Source organism: Bifidobacterium margollesii (genome assembly GCF_002860355.1).
In the GTDB taxonomy this organism is placed as follows: Bacteria; Actinomycetota; Actinomycetes; order Actinomycetales; family Bifidobacteriaceae; genus Galliscardovia; species Galliscardovia margollesii.
On sequence record NZ_NMWU01000026.1, the window covers coordinates 50,039 to 69,422 of the forward strand.

Sequence of the window (19,384 nt, forward strand, 5' to 3'; positions counted from 1 at the left end):
AAGATGGCTTAGGCGTGCAGCTGCACGCGACGGAAGTGGAAGACGATCGGGAGAGTCAATGGTCGACAAACAAGACGACAGCCCCAACGAGGACAGGCGGAAGATGGATCTGTGGTTCCCCATCGACGACGAGCCGCAGACCTCCGGGACCAACGGCAACGCTTCCAACGCCGATGCGAACAATGACAGCGGCGATGCCGAGGGCAACGCATTCGCCGGCATCACCCCATCAGGCGACTCCGAGCAGACGGCCGGAGAAACCCCCGACAGCACGAACTCCGCCGACACACCGGCAACCGGAACCGGTAATACAGCCGCGCCCCAGACCGCGATCAAGCCTCTGGCCGAAGGGGATGTGGTCAACACCCAGTGGGATATCCCCCCGATCACCTTCCCCGCTCTAGTGGAGAAGACCGGCCCCAAGCATACGGCGGACGGAGCCGGCAGCGCACAGCCCAGCGCTCCCGCCCAGACCTTCGGCCCGGTGATTCCCGCCGCGGACGTCACGAACTCCGGCAACGCTTCAACCAATATCTCCGACGATGTCGACGCGTCAGCCATGGCCGGCGACGAACCCGATGAGGAGAGCGGCCGTACGATCGTCTCCGCCACCCCGCATGACGGCGGCGATGATCTCGTCGACACCGCCGTCATCACCCCGCTCAACGCGGGATTCACGCCGAAGAACCCGACGGTCGCGGCCGCCGACCAGCCGGCTGACAATACCACCACAGGCAGCACCGAAGACACGCCCGCCAATCTGACAGTCGACACGAATGCCGATCCGAACGATACAGGCGACGATCACCCCGAAAGCGGCGTGGAGCAGCTCGCCGAAACCGTCGCCGAATCACCCGAAGAGGTATTCGGAGATGCGGTGCATCAGCCGATCAACTCAGCCGCCACCATCAGCATGCCGGCGGTCGGCGCCGCAACCACCGTCACCCCGACCACCGACGCTCCGACCATCGCCTTCCCGGCAGCCACTGCCGAACCGGGTACCGCAGCCGAATCGGATACCGAGAACACCGACGAACCGGCGAATCCGGAAGCCACCATGGCCTTCAACCCGCTGGTCGATCCGGACGACAACGGCGGCGACAGCAACGGCGACAACGACGACGCGGCCGAAACCGTGGCATTCACCCCGGAGGACGTCAAGGCCGCGCAGGCCGAAAATCCGACCGGCACGGCCGCCGACCAGAAGGCGTCGATCTTCCCGGACAACATGGATCCCACCGCCAACACCTTCCAGCTCGCCGGACTTCCCCTGCAGCCGGACAACGCGGCCGACCGCGAACGCGCGAGGAATCTCAGCGCCATCGAATCCCTGGAGCCCAAGCCGGGAGAAAAGGATCCGCTGGCTCTGGTGCCGCCGGATCAGCAGAAGAAGCAGCCGAACCGCAAGCCGATCATTATCGCTGCGGTCGCCGCGGTGGCGGTGATCGCCCTGGCCGTGGCCGGCGTGATGGTGGTGCGCAACCGCAACGCAAACTCCGGCACGACCGACAATCAGTCGCAACAGGAGCATCAAACCGCACTGACCGCATGCCTCGCCGCAGTGGACGACTACAACAGTGCCAAGAAGTCGCTCGACTCCGCGGTCAGCGGCGTCAGGAGCCAGCTGGGCATCACCGCCGATCAGGTGACGGACGCCAACACCGTAAGCAATCTGAAGAAAGCCGTGGACGCCGCAGGCAAGATCGAGGACGCGAAGAGCTGCGACACCGGCCTTTCCGCCAACGAACTCAAGTCCAACACCAAGGACACCCAGAAGCTCACCTCCACCATGAAGAGCCAGGCCTTGGCGGTCACCGCCGCGGCGAAGTCCGTGACGAGCAGCAGGGACGCCAAGAACAAGACCACCACCGACAACGCGAAGCAGAACCTGCAGACCGCCGTCGACAACGCCCAGGCGCTCTTCGAGAGCAGCCGGTACAACGTGGCCGACGATCAGACCCGCGTCCAGCTGCAGATCGCGCTCGGCACGGCCAATACCCTGCTCGACCAGGACAACCCCGATCTGACCGAGGTACAGAACGCCATCAGCGCGCTGTCCACCGCCTCCGCCAACGTGGAGGCCTCCATGCAGCAGCTGCAGAACAACACCGCCGCCAACTCCACGCAGTCGAACGACGGCACGCAGGGCGGCACGACCACTAACGGCGGCAACGCCTATACCAACAATTCCAATACCAACAATTCCAATACCACCAACAACAACGCCAACTCCAATACGACCACCAATAACAATGGCGGAGGCAACACCAACGGGGGCGGCAACGGCAACACCAATAACAATGGCGGAGGCAACACCAACACCAACGGAGGCGGCAACGGAAACACCAATAACAATGGCGGAGGCAACACCAACACCAACGGAGGCGGCAACGGAAACGGCGGCGGCAACACCGACAACGGCAGTAATAACAGTGGTACCACCGGCGATGATGGCCCGGCCATCAAGTGAACAAACGGCGAATCCGTGATCAACAATCCCCCCTTCGTCGTTTATCGCTACTATGCTCTGCTAAAGAAGAAGTTTGAGAAATCATAAGGAAAGACAGAGGGAGGGATTTCGCCGTGGATGACAAACCTTCGTCAAACAGCGAGTCCCTCGCTCCCGCAGGGGGTTCTATGACTGCTGAGCACAGCAAGCCCGAAACACCGCCGACGCCGCCTACAGCGGCAAGCGGAAAACCATTCGGCTCGTCAACACCGCGCAGCGAATTCAAATTCACCAATACGCCGTTCGAGGATTCGATCGACGACTATCGTCGCTGGGGATTCAGGCAAACCCCGCGATGGCGTTATCTGTTCGTGCTGAGCATGATCGTCACCGACATCGTGGTGATGCTGGTCTCGATGGTCATCGGCTTCGCGGTCAATCCCCCCGCCTACAACACCGTGCTGCGTGCCATGCCGATCTCCCTGTTCATCGTGATCCTGTGCGGCATCTGGCTTCTGGCACTGCTCTTCGCCGGCGCGTATCAGCGCCACGGCATGGCCGAAGGCTACGGCATCTACACGAAGATCATCAACGCCACGGTGTTCACGATCATTCTGGCCAGCTGCATCGCCTTCATGTTCGATCTGGAAATGCCCCGCACCAGTCTGATCATCGTGCCGATCATCGCCGGACTGATCGAAGTGGTGGCCCGCTGGCTGCTGCGCCGATCCCTGCACCGCAATCGCAAGAAAGGCGACTGCAAGTACGCCACCGTCGTCATGGGATCATCCGAAGGCATCAACAAGGCCCTGCGCACCATGCAGGACTACACGGCCCTCGGCTACGCGCCCATCGCCGTATGCCCCATTCAGGTGAACCCGCATGACCCCAACGTGGTGATGAGCACCCAGTACACGCCCGACCCCTCCATCGCCGGCGCGGACAAACTCGAAATCGTGACGCTCAACTCCCGCTTCCCCCGCACCGCGGAACGTCTCGGTGCCCAGTCCATTCTGGTGACCGACGTGCTCACCCGCGATTCGCCGCTGCTGCATGCCCTGTCGCTCGGCGTGGAATCGCTCGGCATCGAACTCGCCGTGTCCGTCTCACTGGCCGACATCGGCGGCCATCGCCTGTATCTGCGCAACACCACCGAACAGCCGGTGCTCACCGCCAGTCTGCCGCAATACCGCATCACCACCTACGTGGTTAAGCGCATCATGGATCTCATCCTCTCCACCATCGCCATCATCATCAGCTCGCCGATCATGCTGATCGTGGCGATCCTCATCAAGCTCGACGACGGCGGCCCGGTGTTCTTCACCCAGACGCGCATCGGCATGCACGGCATCCCGTTCACCATGTACAAGTTCCGTTCCATGGTGACCAACGCCGAGGAGATCAAGAAGAAGCTGGCCGAGGAGTCCGGACAGTCCGACCGCTTCATCTTCAAACTCAAGGACGATCCGCGCATCACCAAGATCGGCAAGTTCATCCGCAAGACCTCGCTGGACGAGTTCCCGCAGTTCTTCAACGTGTTCAAGGGCGACATGTCGCTCGTCGGCCCGCGCCCCGCACTGCCCGAGGAGGTGGCCCGCTACAATTCCCTGTACGCCACCCGACTGCTCGTCAAGCCCGGCATCACCGGCCCGTGGCAGGTTTCCGGCCGTTCCGATCTTTCGCAGGAACAATCCGAATACCTCGACGTTTCGTACATCGAGAACTGGTCGATCACCGGCGACATGGCGATTCTGGCCAAAACCGTGCTCGTGGTATTCAAGGGAACCGGATCGTACTGATCGCTACCGGGAGATCCAGGATTCCGGTCGATTTGTAGAGATCATGCCCGTCGTGGAAAATTTCACCTCCACGACGGGCATTATTGATAGTTGTAGTTCGAGGCTTCCGTGCGGATGAGTCGAAAGCCGTACCGTCATATCGAGGGGAGCGAGCATTGGCAAGACACGTTCAGGGATCGGGACGCAGCGCATCGAGCGGATCCTCACAGGCCGGCAACGGCACTGCGGCCGCGGACTGGAATTCGATCATGCAGCCGGAATCACGGTCTGCCGGACCTCGCTCCGCACGCAATGGGGGCGGACGTCGCGGACATCGACCGGCGAAGAAGCGGCACACCGTACGCAACGTGGTGATCACGATCCTGCTGATCCTCGTGGTGCTGGCCGCGGTGGGCGGATTCCTCGGTCTGAAGTTCTACAAGCAGGCGCTGCAGGTGCGCGATCATGAGACGCAGGCCGTGCAGGCGGTGGCCTCGCTGTCCGATCTTTCCGGTCTCAAGGACACCAAGACGCTGAACAACGCCATCGCCCAGGCGCAGACCCACACCAAGGCCGCCAAGGAGATCGCGAACGGATCGCTATGGAAGGTCGCCTCCGCGGTGCCGGTGTACGGCGATGACGTGAAAACCGTGCGCGGCATGACCGACGTAATGGACGCCATGGTCTCCCAGGCCCTGCCCAGTCTGAGCGACAACGTCTCCACGCTGATGAACGCGAACCTTTCCGCCGGCGACTCCCAGCTGAACCTCAAACCCCTGCAGGACGTGCGATCCAGCTTCGGCAAGACCAACCAGCTGATCCAGCAGCAGAAGCAGACGCTGGACGCCCTCCCCCAGCCACACGTCGGCATGGTGAAAACGGCCTACGAGCAGAGCCGCACCCAGTTCGACACCGTGGCCGAGAAAATCGACCAGATCGACAACTCGCTGCAGTTCCTGCCCAGGTTCCTCGGCGCGGAAGGCAACCGCAACTACCTGCTCATGGCGCAGACCACCTCCGAATCCCGTTCCAGCGGCGGTCTGGTCGGCTCGCTGGGCTCCATGAGCACAAGCAACGGCAAGATCGCCATGGGCAACTTCCACCCGAACACGGAGTTCAACCTCAAGGGAGTGCTCACCGACGAGGAGACCAACGTGTTCAGCGAACTGGAGGTGACCACCGATCCGCGTAACGCGCCGGTGCTGCCGAACTTCCCGCATGTGGCCGAGATCCTCAACAAGACCTGGCAGGCCTCCCCCTACGCCGGGCAGGTGGACGGCGTGATCGCAGTGGACCCGGTGTTCATCCAGCAGATGGTGAAGATCAACGGCAGTGTCAAACTGCCAGACGGACGCGTGCTCACCGGCGACAACACCGCCGAGTTCATGCTCAACACCATCTACAAGGAGATCCCCGAAGAACAGCAGAATGCCTACTTCGAATACATCGTGAGCACCGCCATCAGCCAGATGTTCGCCAACATGAACACCTCGAAACTCATGCAGGTGGCCAACAGCATGGGCGATCTGGCCTCCAACCGCCACCTGTACATGTACAGCTTCCACGAGGACGAGGCGAAGAACTTCCAAGGCGCCGGACTGGCCAAGGGCACGCCGAGCAGCGAGGAGAACCCCGAGCTGGGCGTGTACGTGACCGAGATGAAGACCTCGAAGATGACGTGGTACATCCACCGCAAGACCACGATCACACGCCAGTCGTGCAACGCCGACGGCTCGCAGACCTACCATGTGCGCGTGACGTTCACCAATACGGTGCCCACCTCCGACGTGAAGGCCGAATACGAGTACATCGTGGGCAAGAACGATCATTACGGTCCGATGGGCACCGCGCACGACGCGATGCTGTTCTACGCGCCGAAGGGCGGCTCGATTTCGAACATCACCACCAATGCGGATGAGAAACCGAGCCAAACCAGCATCGACGGCGAAACCGCTTGGCTGAGCAAGACAAACATTTCACCCGGCTCGACCGTCTCGTACGAGTTCGACGTGACCACCTCCACCAAGGCGAAGACCGACCTGAAGCTCGACCAGACCCCGATGGGATGGATGGATCCGGGCGTGACCTACGATACGGCCGCCTGCGCGATCTCGAAGCAGTAGCGTGAAACGTATCGGAATGGTGAAGCGGCGTGGAACCGATTAGGTATCCGCAAACCCGAACGGGTATTGTGGATAAGGTATTTTCCACGCCTTCGTCGTTGAGCATTGTTGCGTGACGTCGATCGCCGACCAATAAGACAACGCAACAGGAGAAGAGTATGCACAACCCCATGCACATCATGTTCGTCTGCACGGGCAACATCTGCCGTTCCCCGATGGGCGAACTGCTGATGGCCGCATACCTGAGCAACACGTCCATCCGCGTTTCCAGCGCCGGCACGCATGGTCTGCCGAGCGAACTGATGGACAAATCCAGCGCCAAACTCATGCGCAGCGTGGGAATCAACCCCTACGAGTTCCGCTCGCGGCGACTCACCCCGGAACTGGCGGAGTCGGCCGACCTGATCCTGTGCTTCGAAAAGTCGCAGCGCAAGGACATCGTCACCATCGCCCCCACCGCCGTGAAATACACGTTCCTGCTGCCCGATTTCGCCAACATGTGCGAATACTGCAAGACCAACGGACTGGTGAACGGACTGACGATCCAGGAGCGGCTGGAGTCGGTGATCGATTCGGCCGCGATGATCCGACCGGCCGTGCCGGAGGCGCAGGACATCGAGGACCCGCACTACAAGTCGTTCCCGAAGTTCCAGAAGGCCGCCGAGCAGACGAATGCGGCGATCCGCAAGATCCTGACCAGCATGAAGAAGCATTGAGGCTTCCCCTACCGTCCGGCTTCCCCTATGAGGGGAAGCTGGCAGCCGAAGGCTGACTGATGAGGTGGATCAGACGAACTATGCAATCACGCTTCACACCGGAAAGCTCGCCCGTCGGCTCGAATAACAACCGACGCCCTGCCCAAACCCCTCATCAGTCGACTATCGCCGACAGCTTCCCCCAAAGGGGGAAGCCCCATACGGGTAATGCGCCTCCTACCGTCCGGCTTCCCCTATGAGGGGAAGCTGGCAGCCGAAGGCTGACTGATGAGGTGGATCAGACGAAGCCACGCAAAAAAGGTGGAGCCCCTTGCGGTGGCTCCACCTTGGCGATCTCTATGCGATCTCTATGCGATCTCTAATGGCGAGATCTCGGCAACCGGTTTACAGCTCGCCGCCTTCCACGACGATGTCGTCGGGGTTGACCTCGTCGCCGTACACCGGCTCCAGAGTCTGCTGGTAGTCCTTGTGGAAGAAGTTGTCCTTGCCGAGCTTCACGATCTCGTCGTTGACGAAGTTCAGCAGCTCGGTGTTGCCCTTCTGCACGGCCGGAGCGATGGTGTCGGTGTCACCCAGCTTGGTGATGCCGACGGTGAATCCCTTGTTGGCCTTCGCCCAGGCGAGTACCTCGGTGTTGTCGGTGGAGAAGGCGTCACCGCGGCCGTCAAGCAGTGCGTTGTAGGCGTCGGCGTACTGATCGTACTTCTGCAGCTTCACGTCCGGGTAGTTGGTGCCGAAGTAGGTTTCGGCGGTGGTTCCCTTGGCGATGATCAGCGTCTTGCCCTTCAGCTCGTTCACGTCCTTGATCACCTTGCTGTCCGGGGAGACCACGCCCAGCGCCACCTTCATGTACGGCTTGGCGAAATCGACCTTCTCGGCGCGCTCATCGGTGACGGTGAAGTTCGCAAGCACCAGATCCACCTTGTTGGAGGTCAGCACGTCCACGCGGGCCGCCGGATCCACGGACGTGTATTCGGGGGTCACACCCAGATCCTTGGCCAGCTGCTCGGCAAAGTAGACGTCGTAGCCCTGATACTTGCCGTCCTTGTCCACATAGCCGAAGGGGGCCTTGTCGGAGAAGACCGCCACCTTGATCTTGCCGGACTTCTTGATCTCGTCGAGGCTGCGGGCCTTCGTGGCGGAGGTGTTGCCGCTGTTCGCGGAGGCGGTGTCGCCGGCCTCGCTCGGCGTGGACGCGGTGGGACCGCACGCGGCGACGGACGCCAGCATGGTGATCGCGGCCCCTGCGGCGATGACGGCGCGCGTGATGCGGCCGAAGAGTTTCGTGGTCATGGTTTCCCTTCTTTCTGTGTGGTTTCCTTACTGATTTGATTGACTGATTTGATTGACTGACTGGCTGATCGGCCACTCAACTGATCTGCTGATTGCCTGACGTATCGGCCTGCGTAATCCCGACTGTGTAATCCCGACTACGCGATCCGACCGCCGCAATCACTCGTGACGCTTGAACTGGAAGGTCTGCAGGAACTGCTTCGCCCTCTCGCTCTGCGGATCGGTGAAGAACCGTTCGGCGTCGTCGGACTGCTCCACGATATGCCCGCCGTCCAACAGCACGATCCGGTCGGCAATGGCCCGGGCGAACGCCATCTCATGCGTGACGATCATCATGGTGAGCCCCTGATCGGCCAGTTCGACGATCACGTCAAGCACCTCACGCACCATTTCCGGATCAAGCGCCGCGGTCACCTCGTCGAACAGCATGATCTCCGGGTGCAGGATCAGCGCACGGCAGATCGCCACACGCTGACGCTGACCGCCGGAAAGCTCGTGAGGCCAGGCATCCCGACGATCGGCCAGACCGACGCGCCCCAGCAGTTCCAGCGCCTCCCGTTCGGCTTCGGCCTTCGGCCGCTTCTGCACGATCGTGGGGGCCAGCGTGATATTGCCCAGCACGGTTTTGTTCGGGAACAGATCATAGCTCTGGAACACCATGCCTACTCGCGTGCGCAGTTCGGCGCTGCGCTGCTGGCGACCGGACTTCGCGCCGCCGGATTCTCCCCGCGCGATCACCTCGCCGTCCAGCGCGATCTCGCCGCCCTGAATCGGCTCCAGTCCGGCCACCGTACGCAGCAGCGTCGACTTGCCGGAACCGGAAGGGCCGAGCACCACGGTGACCTTGCCCGCGGGCACGGTGAGGGTGATGTCGTTCAGCACGGGCTTGTCGGCATTGGCATACTGCTTGACCAGATGCCGGATCTCAAGGTTCTTGCCAGTCGATACGTTCCCGCCTGTCGATTCAGTCCGCTCAGCCAGTTCAGTCCGCTCAGTCGGTTCAGCCTGCTGAATGATCTGCTCAGTCATGAGCCCACCTCTTTTCCAGTCGACGGGCCACGATGGACAGCGGCCAGCACACGATGAAATACATGAAGAAGATCACGCCGTAGATCCACAACGTGGCGGTCGGGAATTCGAAACGATGGGCGTCGATGATCTGCTGGCCCACCTTGATGACCTCCACCACACCGAGCAGCACGGCCAGCGACGTGGTCTTGACGATTCGGGTGGCGAGGTTCACGCTCGCCGGCAGCAGACGACGCACGGCCTGCGGCAGGATCACGCGGGAGAACGTCTGCCACGGACTCAGGCCCAGCACATACGAGGACTCATACTGGCTCTTCGGAATCGATTCGAGCGCGCCGCGCACCAGATCACCCAGCTCGGCGCCGCCCCACAGCACGAACACCAGCACGCAGGCGCCGGTGGCGTCGAGATTCCAGCCCCACGCCTGGGCAAACCCGTAGAAGGCAATGAACAGCAGGGCCAGCTGCGGCATGATGCGGATGAAATCAAGGTAGATGCGCATCAGGATGCGGATCAACGGATTGCGCAGGGTCATCAGCCAGCCGACCAGCAGACCGACCGGAACGGACAGGCCGACCGACACGCCGGCGATCCAGACCGTGACCCACAGGCCCTGGAGCAGACGGGGGAAGACGCCCGGCTGAAGCAGGATCTCAGCGCCTTGCATAGTCGAACCTCCTTTCCAGCAGCGTACCGACGATGGAGATCGGCAGCAGGATCACCAGATAGGTGATGATCAGCAACGTCAATGATTCGTAGGTGTCGTAGTACATGCCGATGAGATCCTTCGTCACGTACATCACGTCGGCGAGCGCGATGGCGGAGACCACCGACGATTCCTTGACGAGGAAGATCACGTTGGCCACCACGCCGGGAATGGCGGTGGACAGGGCCTGCGGAAGGATGATGTGCGTGAACGCCTGGGCCTTGGTGAAGCCGAGCACCTGGGCGGATTCGTGCTGCACGCCGGGCACGGCTTCGAGGCCGCCTCGCAGGGCTTCGGACATGTAGGAGCCGCCGAGGAAGGCGAGGCCGACGATGGCGCAGGTTTCGGCGGACCAGACGACGCCGAGCTTCGGCAGGCCGAAGAACAGGAAGTACAGCTGCACGAGCAGCGGGGTGTTGCGGCTCAGTTCGATGTAGGCGCGCACGATCTGGTAGAGCACCGGGATGCGGGCGATCTCCACGGCGGCGCACAGCAGGCCGAGCACGATGGAGAGCAGCACGCCGAAGAAGCTGATGAACACGGTCATGTAGCCGGCGTTGACGAAGTAGGGGGCGTAGTGGGTGATGAATGCCCAATCCATGGCTCTCCTCCTCGTGTATTGCTGAGTGTACTGCTGACGCCGTTCGTTCGACGGCGTTCGGGCGCAACAGCCCGTAGGTAAGCATAACGGAGAGCGGAAGCCGGCTTGGCCTGTTCGTTATACGGAAAACTTATAGACGGTTCGGATCATTCGGACGGCTCGGCGTGCTCATGCCTTGCCGAGGACGGTGAGGACGACCAGCAGCACGTTGAGCGTGATGATCAGCACGGCCACGGCGATGAAGATGGCGTGCTTGACGGGCCCGTCCGCCCACTTGCCCATCAGCTCCTTGTCATGCGTGTAGCGCATGAGCGGGATGATGGCGAACGGAATGCCGATGGAGAGGATCACCTGGCCGACGACCAGCGCGTACGTGGGGTTGTCGCTGAACCATAGGATCACCAGTGCGGGCACCAGCGTGATCACACGGCACGCCCACATCGGGGCGTCGACGTGCAGCAGACCGTGCATGATCTCCTGGCCGGCGTAGGTGCCGACCGACGTGCTGGACAGGCTGGAGGCGAGCAGGCCGATGGAGAAGATCGTGCCGATGACCGGGCCGAGCACCTGCACGACGGCATGCTGGGCGCCTTCGATGGTGTCGGTGCCGGGCATGCCGTGCAGGGCGCTGGCGGCGAGCAGCAGCAGGGCGAGGTTCACGCTGCCGGCGAGCAGCAGCGCCCAGACCACGTCGATCTTGGTGCCGAACAGTTCGCGTTTGATGCCGGGGCGGTCGTTGCGGCCTTCGTAATGGTCGTTGACCAGCGTGGAATGCAGGTAGATGGCGTGGGGCATGACCGTGGCGCCCAGCATGGAGCTGGCCATGAGCACCGAGTCGGCGCCGGTGAAGTGCGGGATCAGGCCGCCGAACACCTTGGACGGGTCCGGCGGGTCGATGAACAGGCCGGCGATGAATCCGAAGGTGATAACGAGCAGCAGGGCGATGATGAGCTTTTCGAATACGCCTTGCGTGTGGCCGCCCTGGAAGCGCAGCAGCACCGTGGAGATCGCGCCGATGATGCAGCCGCCGACGAACAGCGGCAGGCCGAACAGCAGATTCAGGGCGATGGCGCCGCCGATGACCTCGGCAAGGTCGGTGGCGATGGCGATGACCTCGGCCTGGGCGAAGAACAGGAGTCGGCCGCCCGGGTTCATGCGGTTGCCGAGCAGGGCGGGCAGGGACTGGCCGGTGACGATGCCGAGTTTGGCGCTCTGGTATTGGATCAGCACGCTCATGGCGTTGGCGAGCACCAGCACCCAGACCAATAGGAACCCGTAGCGGGCGCCGGAGGTGATGTTGGCGGCCACGTTGCCCGGATCCACGTAGGCGACGGCGGCCACGAACGCCGGGCCGAGCAATGCGGAGAGCTTGGCCTTGGCCCCCGTATGCGGGGTGGCGAGCTTCGGAACGCTGTGCATGTGCTCGGTGTGGGGATGGCCGCTGGCGGCGAGGGCGCGGGCTTCCTCGGGATCAAGATGCTCGAAGTCGGGTTTGTGCTCCACCTCGGCGAAGCTATCGGATTCGGCGGAACCACCGGATTCGGTAAAGCCATCGGATGGTTGCGTGGTGACGATTGTGGATTGTTCGGAATCCGAATCTTTCATTCGTAGGTGCCTCCCAGCGGTGTTATAGCACGGCGGTATGTCACGAAGACGTCACGCCACCGAAGCATCGGTACATTCCCGGCTTTGTTCGGCCACCTCATCCGGCCGACCGAGTCGGCCACCTTCCCCTCCCAGGGGAAGGCAGAGCCACGTTCGTCTGTCGGCGAGCCTGAACCCACACCCCGCCCCCGCAGTCTCAGGACATTTCTGGCTTTGTTCGTCCACCTCATCCGGCCGACCCTGTCGGCCACCTTCCCCTCCCAGGGGAAGGCAGAGCCAACACCCTTCGCTACCGGACAGGCAGGGGCTGGCCAGGGCAATCATGGAGGACCTTGAGCATGGCGGTTTTCTCGCGTCCTGTCACGGTCAACCCGTATTTCGATTTCACGCCGATCTGACGGGCCACATACTCACAGCCGAAGTCCTTGTTCGGCGGCATCCAGTCGGCCGCGTTGGCGTCGCCCTTGTCTTCGTTGGCCGGACCGTCCACTGCCAGCAGATTGTACGGATCGTTGGCGAACTCGTACCGCCGGCGGGTGTTCCATGTACTGGCTCCCGATCGCCATGCGTCGTTCAATGCCACCACATGGTCGATCTGCACGGCGGCGCTGGTTTTCGCTCCCCTGCGGAATTCGATGGTCCTACCGGTATATGGATCGTCCAGGATGCCGGAATCCACCTTGCAGCGTTCGGCATTGCGGTAGGTCACGTTCTTCAGGTCGCGGGCGAGCACGTCGTTGCGGGCGTCGCAACCGTTGCCGTCCGGATCGTATTCGCGAAAGCCGAAGGCATCACGACGATACTGGGAGTTCGGCTTGGGAGCATCCACCACGGTCAGCCGCCCCAATGCGTCCGCAGCACCACCGGTGGCCTGATACCGGCCGACGACCCTGCCCACGGTTTCGCTGACGTACGGCAACAGCAACCCGGCACTGATGCCGATGATGACGGCGATCACGATGAGGATCAGGAAACGTTCCAACGGCAAGGAGCCGCTGAATCGACGACGTCGGGCCATGACGATCAGCGCTCCTTCCGCGTTGGATGCCATATGGTTTCGGTCAGTATGGTCTCGGTCAGTATGGTCTCGGTCAGCTGTAGGAGAAGGTCATCGGATCGTGGCCGGCGCGGGTCGGACCGTCGAGCGCGTCGATGGCGGCATGCTCCTCCGTCGTGAGCGCGAAGTCGAACAGGCTGGCGTTCTCGATCTGCCGCTCCCGATGCGTGGACTTCGGTATGATGATCGTGCCGTTCTCGATGTGCCAGCGCAGGATGATCTGGGCGTTCGACTTGCCGTGTGCTTCGGCGATGCGCCGGATCACGCCGTCGCCGGCGTTGAGGTCGGCTCCGCGGGCCATCGGCGAGTAGGCCTCCACAGCGATGCCATGCTCCTTGCAGAATCGCACCACCTCGCGCTGCTGCCAGGTGGGATGCAGTTCGATCTGATCGACCGTCGGATATTCGCCGGTCTCCTCGTGCAGCTTCTCCAGATGCTCCGGCAGGAAGTTGCACACGCCGAGCGTGCGGACCCGCTTCTCATCACGCAGCCGCACGAAGGCGCGCCACACCTCGTCGCTACGCCAGTCGAACGGCGTGGGCCAGTGGATCATGTACATGTCCACGTAGTCGGTGCGCAGCAGGCCGATCTGACGATCAAACGCCTTCAACGCGGAATCATAGCCCTGTTCGGAGTCGCGCAGCTTGGTGGTGAGAAACAGCTCCTTACGCCGCTCACCATTCGCATAGCCGGAGGTCACCAGCGCCTGTCCGACGCCACCCTCATTGTGGTAGCCGGCCGCGGTGTCGATATGCCGGTAGCCGGCCTCCAGCGCTGACTCCACCACCGGAGCGGTGTCCGCATCGTCGATGCGCAGCACCCCCAATCCGATCTGCGGAATGGTCACCCCGTCCGACAGGGTGATGTCGGGAATCGGCCCAAATACCATGTCATGCTCCTTCGTCGATTCAACGGCATACGTTCATGGCCAATCATGCGTTCGCAAATCAGCCATGCATACACGTCCAATACCTGTCAGCCTATACCGCGCCGATCGATACCATGCCCATTCAGACACCATGCCTATTCAGGCATCATGCCCATTCAGATACCATGCCCGCCATGCCGATCCGGAATTCATGCGCACGCGCAACACCGAACAGGCCGGTACGCTCAAGGCATCACCGACCGGAACTTCGCCATCAGGCCCCCAGCCGCGCCAACCGTTCATAGATATCAGACGGCAGATGACGGTTGCCGAAACCCTTGATCTGGATTCCTTCAGGCACTCTCCGATAGATAATACTCATATCCGCTCGCGCTCCTTGGCAACGATGATGCTGGAAATGGTAGGAACGCCAACCGGCTAATCCGTATTTCAGTTCCGCACCCTCCACATGGTTCGACACCAGCAACGTCAATGCGCGGCGCACACTGGAAACAGCCTGCTTGAACTCGTCATCATCCGGCCACACGTAAGCGAGCAGGATCACGTCATCGGCTAGAGTACCGGCATCCATCCAAGCGCCACGCACCGAGGCAATCACAGCAACCGCCTGAGACAGCAGCACTTCCGATACCGCCATCAGCGTTCCCCGTCGAGAAACTCCCGGACGGCGTCCGCACGTCGTCGCAGACTCTCCTGCGCCTCTCGTTCGAGCTCTTCACCGGCCTTCCAGTCTTCACGCTCGCCTCGGGCAACAAACAGCTGCTGGGCCGTCACCCGCTCGATTTCGGATTCCAACGCATTGATGGAATCCAGCATGTCGTTCATCGCTTCGACGGACACCAGATACGCAGCCGTGTCGGTACGGTCCACAATCTCCAGCAGACCCCGTTTCTTCAGCGTCGATCGCCACGCACTTGATCGGGCCAGTTCGGTCAAGCCGATGCGCGATCCAGGTTCCGCCGCCTCCCGCATCACTTCGGCACGATCCTTCACATTCGTCATCACGACCCTCCTTTCCGCATCACCAATACATCACAATTATCACTGTAATTATATGCAGTGATAATTGTGATTACGGTACCGGCGCGTCTCCTCGATCGCATCCTCATCACAGCGAAGAGAGTGCCCTCCGATTCAACGGACTTCGACCAGACGATCGACGATGCGCATGGCGGACCGGCGATGGGACACCATCACCACGGCGGGTCCTTGCCGCCCGTCAGGATCACGTCGCCCGGCCAGATCGGCGATGGACCGCAGAATAATGGCCTCGTTAAGAGCGTCCAATCTACTCGTCGGCTCGTCGAACAGCACCAGATCCGCATCCCGCAGGAACACCCGGGCCAATCCGATGCGCTGCCGTTCACCTTCGGAGAGTCGGTCCCCCAGCTCGCCTACCGGAGTGTCGATCCCCTGCGGCAGCGAGTCGACGAACTGCGCCACCGACGCACGCTCCAAAGCCGCACGCAGCCGATCATCATCGGCCTGCGGGTCGGCGACGAGCAGGTTCTCGCGGATGCTGCCGTCAAACAGATAGGTCTCCTGCGACATCATCGTCTGCATTCGCCGACGATGATGAGCATCCAGATCACGCAGATCGATCCGCTGCGAGACCGCCGAATCGGCGATGCCGCCCACCCTGGTCTCACGACCAGAGTCTTCGACCACAACACGGCCGGAATCCGGATCCCAGTAGCGCATCAACAGCTTGAGCAGCGTCGATTTGCCGGTGCCGGACGGCCCTTGAATGCCCAATACGCCGGTCCGCGGAACCTTCAGCGAAACGTCGTCCAGCACACGGGAGGCATGGCCGTCGCGGCCGTCTCGACCCTCACCGGACCCGCCACGATGACCGTCATAGGAGAAGACGACATGATCCAGACTCATCCCCGCATACGCGGCATTCTTCGTTCCACGCTCATCCACCGCAGGAGTCTCATCCATAAGAGCGAACAGACGACGGGCGGCGGCGAACGTCTGGGTGAGATTGGCGGGCAGGGCGCTCAGAGCCAGCGTCGGGCCGAAGGAGCTGGCGATCAGCACCACCGACGCCAGGGATTCCGGCACGGACATCGGTTCCGGCACCGCACACAGGATCGCCACCGTGGCGGCGAGCATCGTGAACAGCTGCACCAGCAGCCCACCGATGCCGGCGAACCGGCCGTTCACGTCACTCAGCTTCGACCGCACCGAAGTAAGCTCCCGGGTCCGACGAGCAATCTCCTCCACCCGGCGGGAACCCCGCGCGAACCGAATGGTCTCGTCGATGCCGCGCATGCCGTCGAGCACATAATCATCCAAAGCGGCCGAACGACGGCGGATGTCCGGGCCGATGCCGGAAACGCTGCCGGCGAACAGCTTCGGCACCAGCACGCCGACCACAAGGTGCGCGCCGAGCAGCACCAGCGCCATCCAAGGATTCAAGGCGGCCAGCACGACGGCGAACGTGAGCGAAGTGATGACCGCGATCGACACCGGCGAAATCGTGTGGGCGAAGAAGATCTCCAACAGTTCGACGTCCGTGGTGATCAGAGCGATCAGATCGCCCTTGCCGCGGCCGGTCAGCTTCGCGGGCGCCAGACGACGCAGAGCCGCAAACGCCCGGTCACGGAACAACGCGAGCAGACGGAACGCCACGTTGTGGTTCATGTACTGCTCGGTGTACCGCATGATGCCGCGCAGCACCGCGCAGATGACGATGCCCGCAACGGCCGCGGGAAGCCCCATGCCCCAGACGGGGTGCCCCGCGACGGCGAGCAGCGCGAACATGCCGAACACCGGCAGGAAGGTCGCCGCAAGGTGGCCGATCGTACCGAATACGGTGGCGCAGACCATGAATCGGGTGAGCGGACGGGCCACGCCGAGCAGACGTCGGATCAGCGCGAATGTTGATGAGGACGGGGCTTCAGGGGTGGCGGGTTCGGTGCCATCGGTGCCATTGGCGCCATCGGTGGTTCCATCAGTAGTTCCACTGGCGTCGCTTCGCAGCGGCAGAATTTCAACCGTGCGGGAGCCGAGATCGTCACCGAACGACTCCACGGCGTTCTGGGTGCGGAACAGTTCGGCATACCGGCCGTCGATCGCCATCAGCTCATCATGGGCGCCGGTTTCGACCACGGTTCCATGGTCGAACACCACAACCCGATCGGCCTCGACGGCGTTGGCCATGCGATGCGTGATCATCAGCACGGTCTTGGTCTCGGCGAGCGCATGAATGGCCTGCAGAATCAGCGACTCGCTTTCCGCATCCACGTTGCTGGTCGCCTCGTCGAACACGTAGACGGCCGAATCATGCAGCAGACCGCGCGCCAACGCCAAACGCTGCTTCTGTCCGCCGGAAAGATTCGCCGCACCCTCCTCGATCATCAGGTCGAGGCCCTGCGGCTGCTCGCGCACCCAGTCGGCGATGTGCGCCCGATCGAGCGCATCCCACAGTTCTGCGTCGGCGGCGTCGGGCCGGGCCATCAGCAGATTCTCGCGAATCGTGGCGTGGAACAGGTGGCTGGACGCTGAGACGATGGTCACTTCGCCGAGCAGGAAGTCCCTGGCGCAGTCGCGCAGTTCGACCGTCGCGATGCTGTCGGCGGTGCCGTGCGGCTCGACGGGAGCCGAAGCGGCGTGCCTGAAGGAGACCGATCCTTCGTAGCCGGTCAGTCGCCCGGCGAGGATGCCCGCCGCGGTGGACTTGCCGGAACCGCTGACGCCGACGACCGCGGTCAGGGTATGCGGGAGGACCGTGAACGACACGTCGTGCAGAGCGTCACGGGGGCTGTCGGCTTTGCTGCCATCGCCGGTGCCGTCGACATTGCCCTCGGTGTCTGCGGTGGCGTCTTTGCCGGCGGAATCGTTGCCGGTCTGCGAATAGCGGTATCCGACGTGGGAGAACACGATCTCGGCGTCGTCGATGCTCGGCGCGTGCGCCTGCTCGACGTCGCCGATCCTGCCCGATTCGGGTATGTCGAGCACGGCGAAGATCTTCTTCGTGGAGGTCATGCCGTTCATCGCCACATGGAAATAGGAGCCGAGCTGACGCAGCGGAATGAAGAAGTCGGCGGAAAGCAGCACGATCAGCATGCATCCGGCGAGGGACAGCATACTCGTGTCGGCATGCAGATACTGCGTCACGGCGACGATGATGCCGGCTGCTGTGCCGCCGTAAGCCACCAGATCCATGGCGGTGAGCGAGCGCAGCTGGATCTGCAGCACCTTCATGGTCATCACGCGGAATTCCTCGGCCCGACGGTTCATCCGATCATGGGCACGCTGGTCGGCGTCGAAGATCTTCAGCGTTTCCAAGCCCTGCAGGTCGTCGAGGAACTCCGAGCCGAGATCGGTGTATTTGCCCCAGTATTTCTTGAACACGCGGGCGGCGCTCATGGCCACGGCACCGACGATCAGCACGATCAGCGGCGCGCAAACCAGCAGCGTGACGGCGGCGGGCACGCTGATCGGCAGCACGACCACGAACAGGGTGATCGGAGCAAGCACCGAGTAGAACAGCTGCGGCAGGAACAGTTCGAAGAAGGTCTGCACCTGCTCCACACCTTCGCCGGCGAGCTGCACCACATCGGCGGTGCGCACCTTGCTCGAGTAGTCGGGTCCGAGGGTCAGCATCTTGCGATACAGCCTGGTGCGCAGGGCGAGCTTCACCCGCTCCGAAGCGAGGAATCCCAGATGATTCGCGCCTTTGGTGGCCAGATACCTCACGAGGAGGATCACCGCGAATGCGACGGCGTAGGCTCCGATGCGGGCCGGCGTCCAGGTCATGAACTGCGGCAGTTCCGGCAGCAGGTCCGACCTGTCGAAAGCGACGCAGCCGCCATTGACGTGATCGACCCTGCACGACAAGGGTATCGGCCCCTTGCCGTCGACCGCGTTCAGCAGGTCACCGAGCATCGATACCAGCGTGACGGCGAACGCGATGTTGCTCAGCAACGTCAGCCACAGCATCAGCACCTTGCCGGCGACCAGACGGCCGATTCCCGGTGCCAGACGCAAAAGTCGTTTGTCGAACATGCATACCTCGCTTGTTGTTTTGGGCGTTCTCAGAAAATCACAGCGGTTCGGGTTGCGCAATAGGCGAATTCCGCTGACCGCTGATTCACTCTTTGCGGCGACCTGCAAAGAGTGAACGAGCG

The 19,384-nt window shown here is 62.3% G+C and carries 14 protein-coding genes; 4 read left to right on the forward strand and 10 right to left on the reverse strand.

Going from position 1 to position 19,384, the window contains the following annotated elements; genetic code table 11:
* Nucleotides 1-58: 58 nt before the first annotated feature.
* The 4 genes from Uis1B_RS12045 (at nucleotide 59) to Uis1B_RS07755 (ending at nucleotide 7,066) form a co-directional block, all read left to right on the forward strand.
* On the forward strand, nucleotides 59-2,470 hold the full coding sequence (locus Uis1B_RS12045) for a hypothetical protein (protein WP_101617128.1): 2,412 nt from the start codon (nucleotides 59-61) through the stop codon (nucleotides 2,468-2,470).
* A 167-nt stretch (nucleotides 2,471-2,637) separates the two neighbouring features.
* Nucleotides 2,638-4,248, forward strand: coding sequence for a sugar transferase (locus Uis1B_RS07745; RefSeq protein ID WP_101617130.1), 1,611 nt, complete (start codon nucleotides 2,638-2,640; stop codon nucleotides 4,246-4,248).
* A 155-nt stretch (nucleotides 4,249-4,403) separates the two neighbouring features.
* Nucleotides 4,404-6,350 (forward strand): DUF4012 domain-containing protein, encoded by a 1,947-nt coding sequence (locus Uis1B_RS07750; protein WP_133124889.1) that lies wholly within the window; start codon nucleotides 4,404-4,406, stop codon nucleotides 6,348-6,350.
* A gap of 170 nt (nucleotides 6,351-6,520) precedes the next feature.
* Nucleotides 6,521-7,066 (forward strand): arsenate reductase/protein-tyrosine-phosphatase family protein, encoded by a 546-nt coding sequence (locus tag Uis1B_RS07755; RefSeq protein WP_101617179.1) that lies wholly within the window; start codon nucleotides 6,521-6,523, stop codon nucleotides 7,064-7,066.
* Between the two features lie 384 nt (nucleotides 7,067-7,450).
* Here Uis1B_RS07755 and Uis1B_RS07760 read toward each other — a convergent pair whose 3' ends face one another.
* The 10 genes from Uis1B_RS07760 to Uis1B_RS07805 all read right to left on the reverse strand — a co-directional run bounded on the left by Uis1B_RS07760 (nucleotide 7,451) and on the right by Uis1B_RS07805 (nucleotide 19,262).
* A complete protein-coding gene (locus Uis1B_RS07760) occupies nucleotides 7,451-8,359 on the reverse strand; it encodes a cysteine ABC transporter substrate-binding protein (protein WP_101617134.1) in 909 nt (302 codons plus the stop codon).
* 159 nt (nucleotides 8,360-8,518) lie between these two features.
* Nucleotides 8,519-9,388 (reverse strand): amino acid ABC transporter ATP-binding protein, encoded by an 870-nt coding sequence (locus tag Uis1B_RS07765; RefSeq protein WP_101617136.1) that lies wholly within the window; start codon nucleotides 9,386-9,388, stop codon nucleotides 8,519-8,521.
* Nucleotides 9,381-10,055: an amino acid ABC transporter permease gene (locus Uis1B_RS07770; protein WP_101617138.1), complete on the reverse strand. Its 675-nt coding sequence runs from the start codon at nucleotides 10,053-10,055 to the stop codon at nucleotides 9,381-9,383. Before Uis1B_RS07770 ends, Uis1B_RS07765 begins: the two co-directional genes overlap by 8 nt.
* A complete protein-coding gene (locus Uis1B_RS07775) occupies nucleotides 10,042-10,695 on the reverse strand; it encodes an amino acid ABC transporter permease (RefSeq protein WP_101617140.1) in 654 nt (217 codons plus the stop codon). Before Uis1B_RS07775 ends, Uis1B_RS07770 begins: the two co-directional genes overlap by 14 nt.
* Nucleotides 10,696-10,863: 168 nt before the next feature.
* On the reverse strand, nucleotides 10,864-12,300 hold the full coding sequence (locus Uis1B_RS07780; RefSeq protein ID WP_243390313.1) for an Nramp family divalent metal transporter: 1,437 nt from the start codon (nucleotides 12,298-12,300) through the stop codon (nucleotides 10,864-10,866).
* A 289-nt stretch (nucleotides 12,301-12,589) separates the two neighbouring features.
* A complete protein-coding gene (locus Uis1B_RS07785) occupies nucleotides 12,590-13,318 on the reverse strand; it encodes an HNH endonuclease family protein (protein ID WP_101617183.1) in 729 nt (242 codons plus the stop codon).
* A 73-nt stretch (nucleotides 13,319-13,391) separates the two neighbouring features.
* Entirely contained in the window at nucleotides 13,392-14,246 is an 855-nt protein-coding gene (locus Uis1B_RS07790; RefSeq protein ID WP_101617142.1) for an aldo/keto reductase, read from the reverse strand.
* A gap of 253 nt (nucleotides 14,247-14,499) precedes the next feature.
* Complete coding sequence (locus tag Uis1B_RS07795; protein WP_101617144.1) at nucleotides 14,500-14,883, reverse strand: hypothetical protein; 384 nt, start codon at nucleotides 14,881-14,883, stop codon at nucleotides 14,500-14,502.
* A complete protein-coding gene (locus Uis1B_RS07800) occupies nucleotides 14,883-15,248 on the reverse strand; it encodes a hypothetical protein (RefSeq protein ID WP_101617146.1) in 366 nt (121 codons plus the stop codon). The genes Uis1B_RS07795 and Uis1B_RS07800 overlap by 1 nt, the downstream gene beginning before the upstream one ends.
* A gap of 132 nt (nucleotides 15,249-15,380) precedes the next feature.
* Nucleotides 15,381-19,262: a thiol reductant ABC exporter subunit CydD/CydC gene (locus Uis1B_RS07805; protein ID WP_101617149.1), complete on the reverse strand. Its 3,882-nt coding sequence runs from the start codon at nucleotides 19,260-19,262 to the stop codon at nucleotides 15,381-15,383.
* Nucleotides 19,263-19,384: the final 122 nt, after the last annotated feature.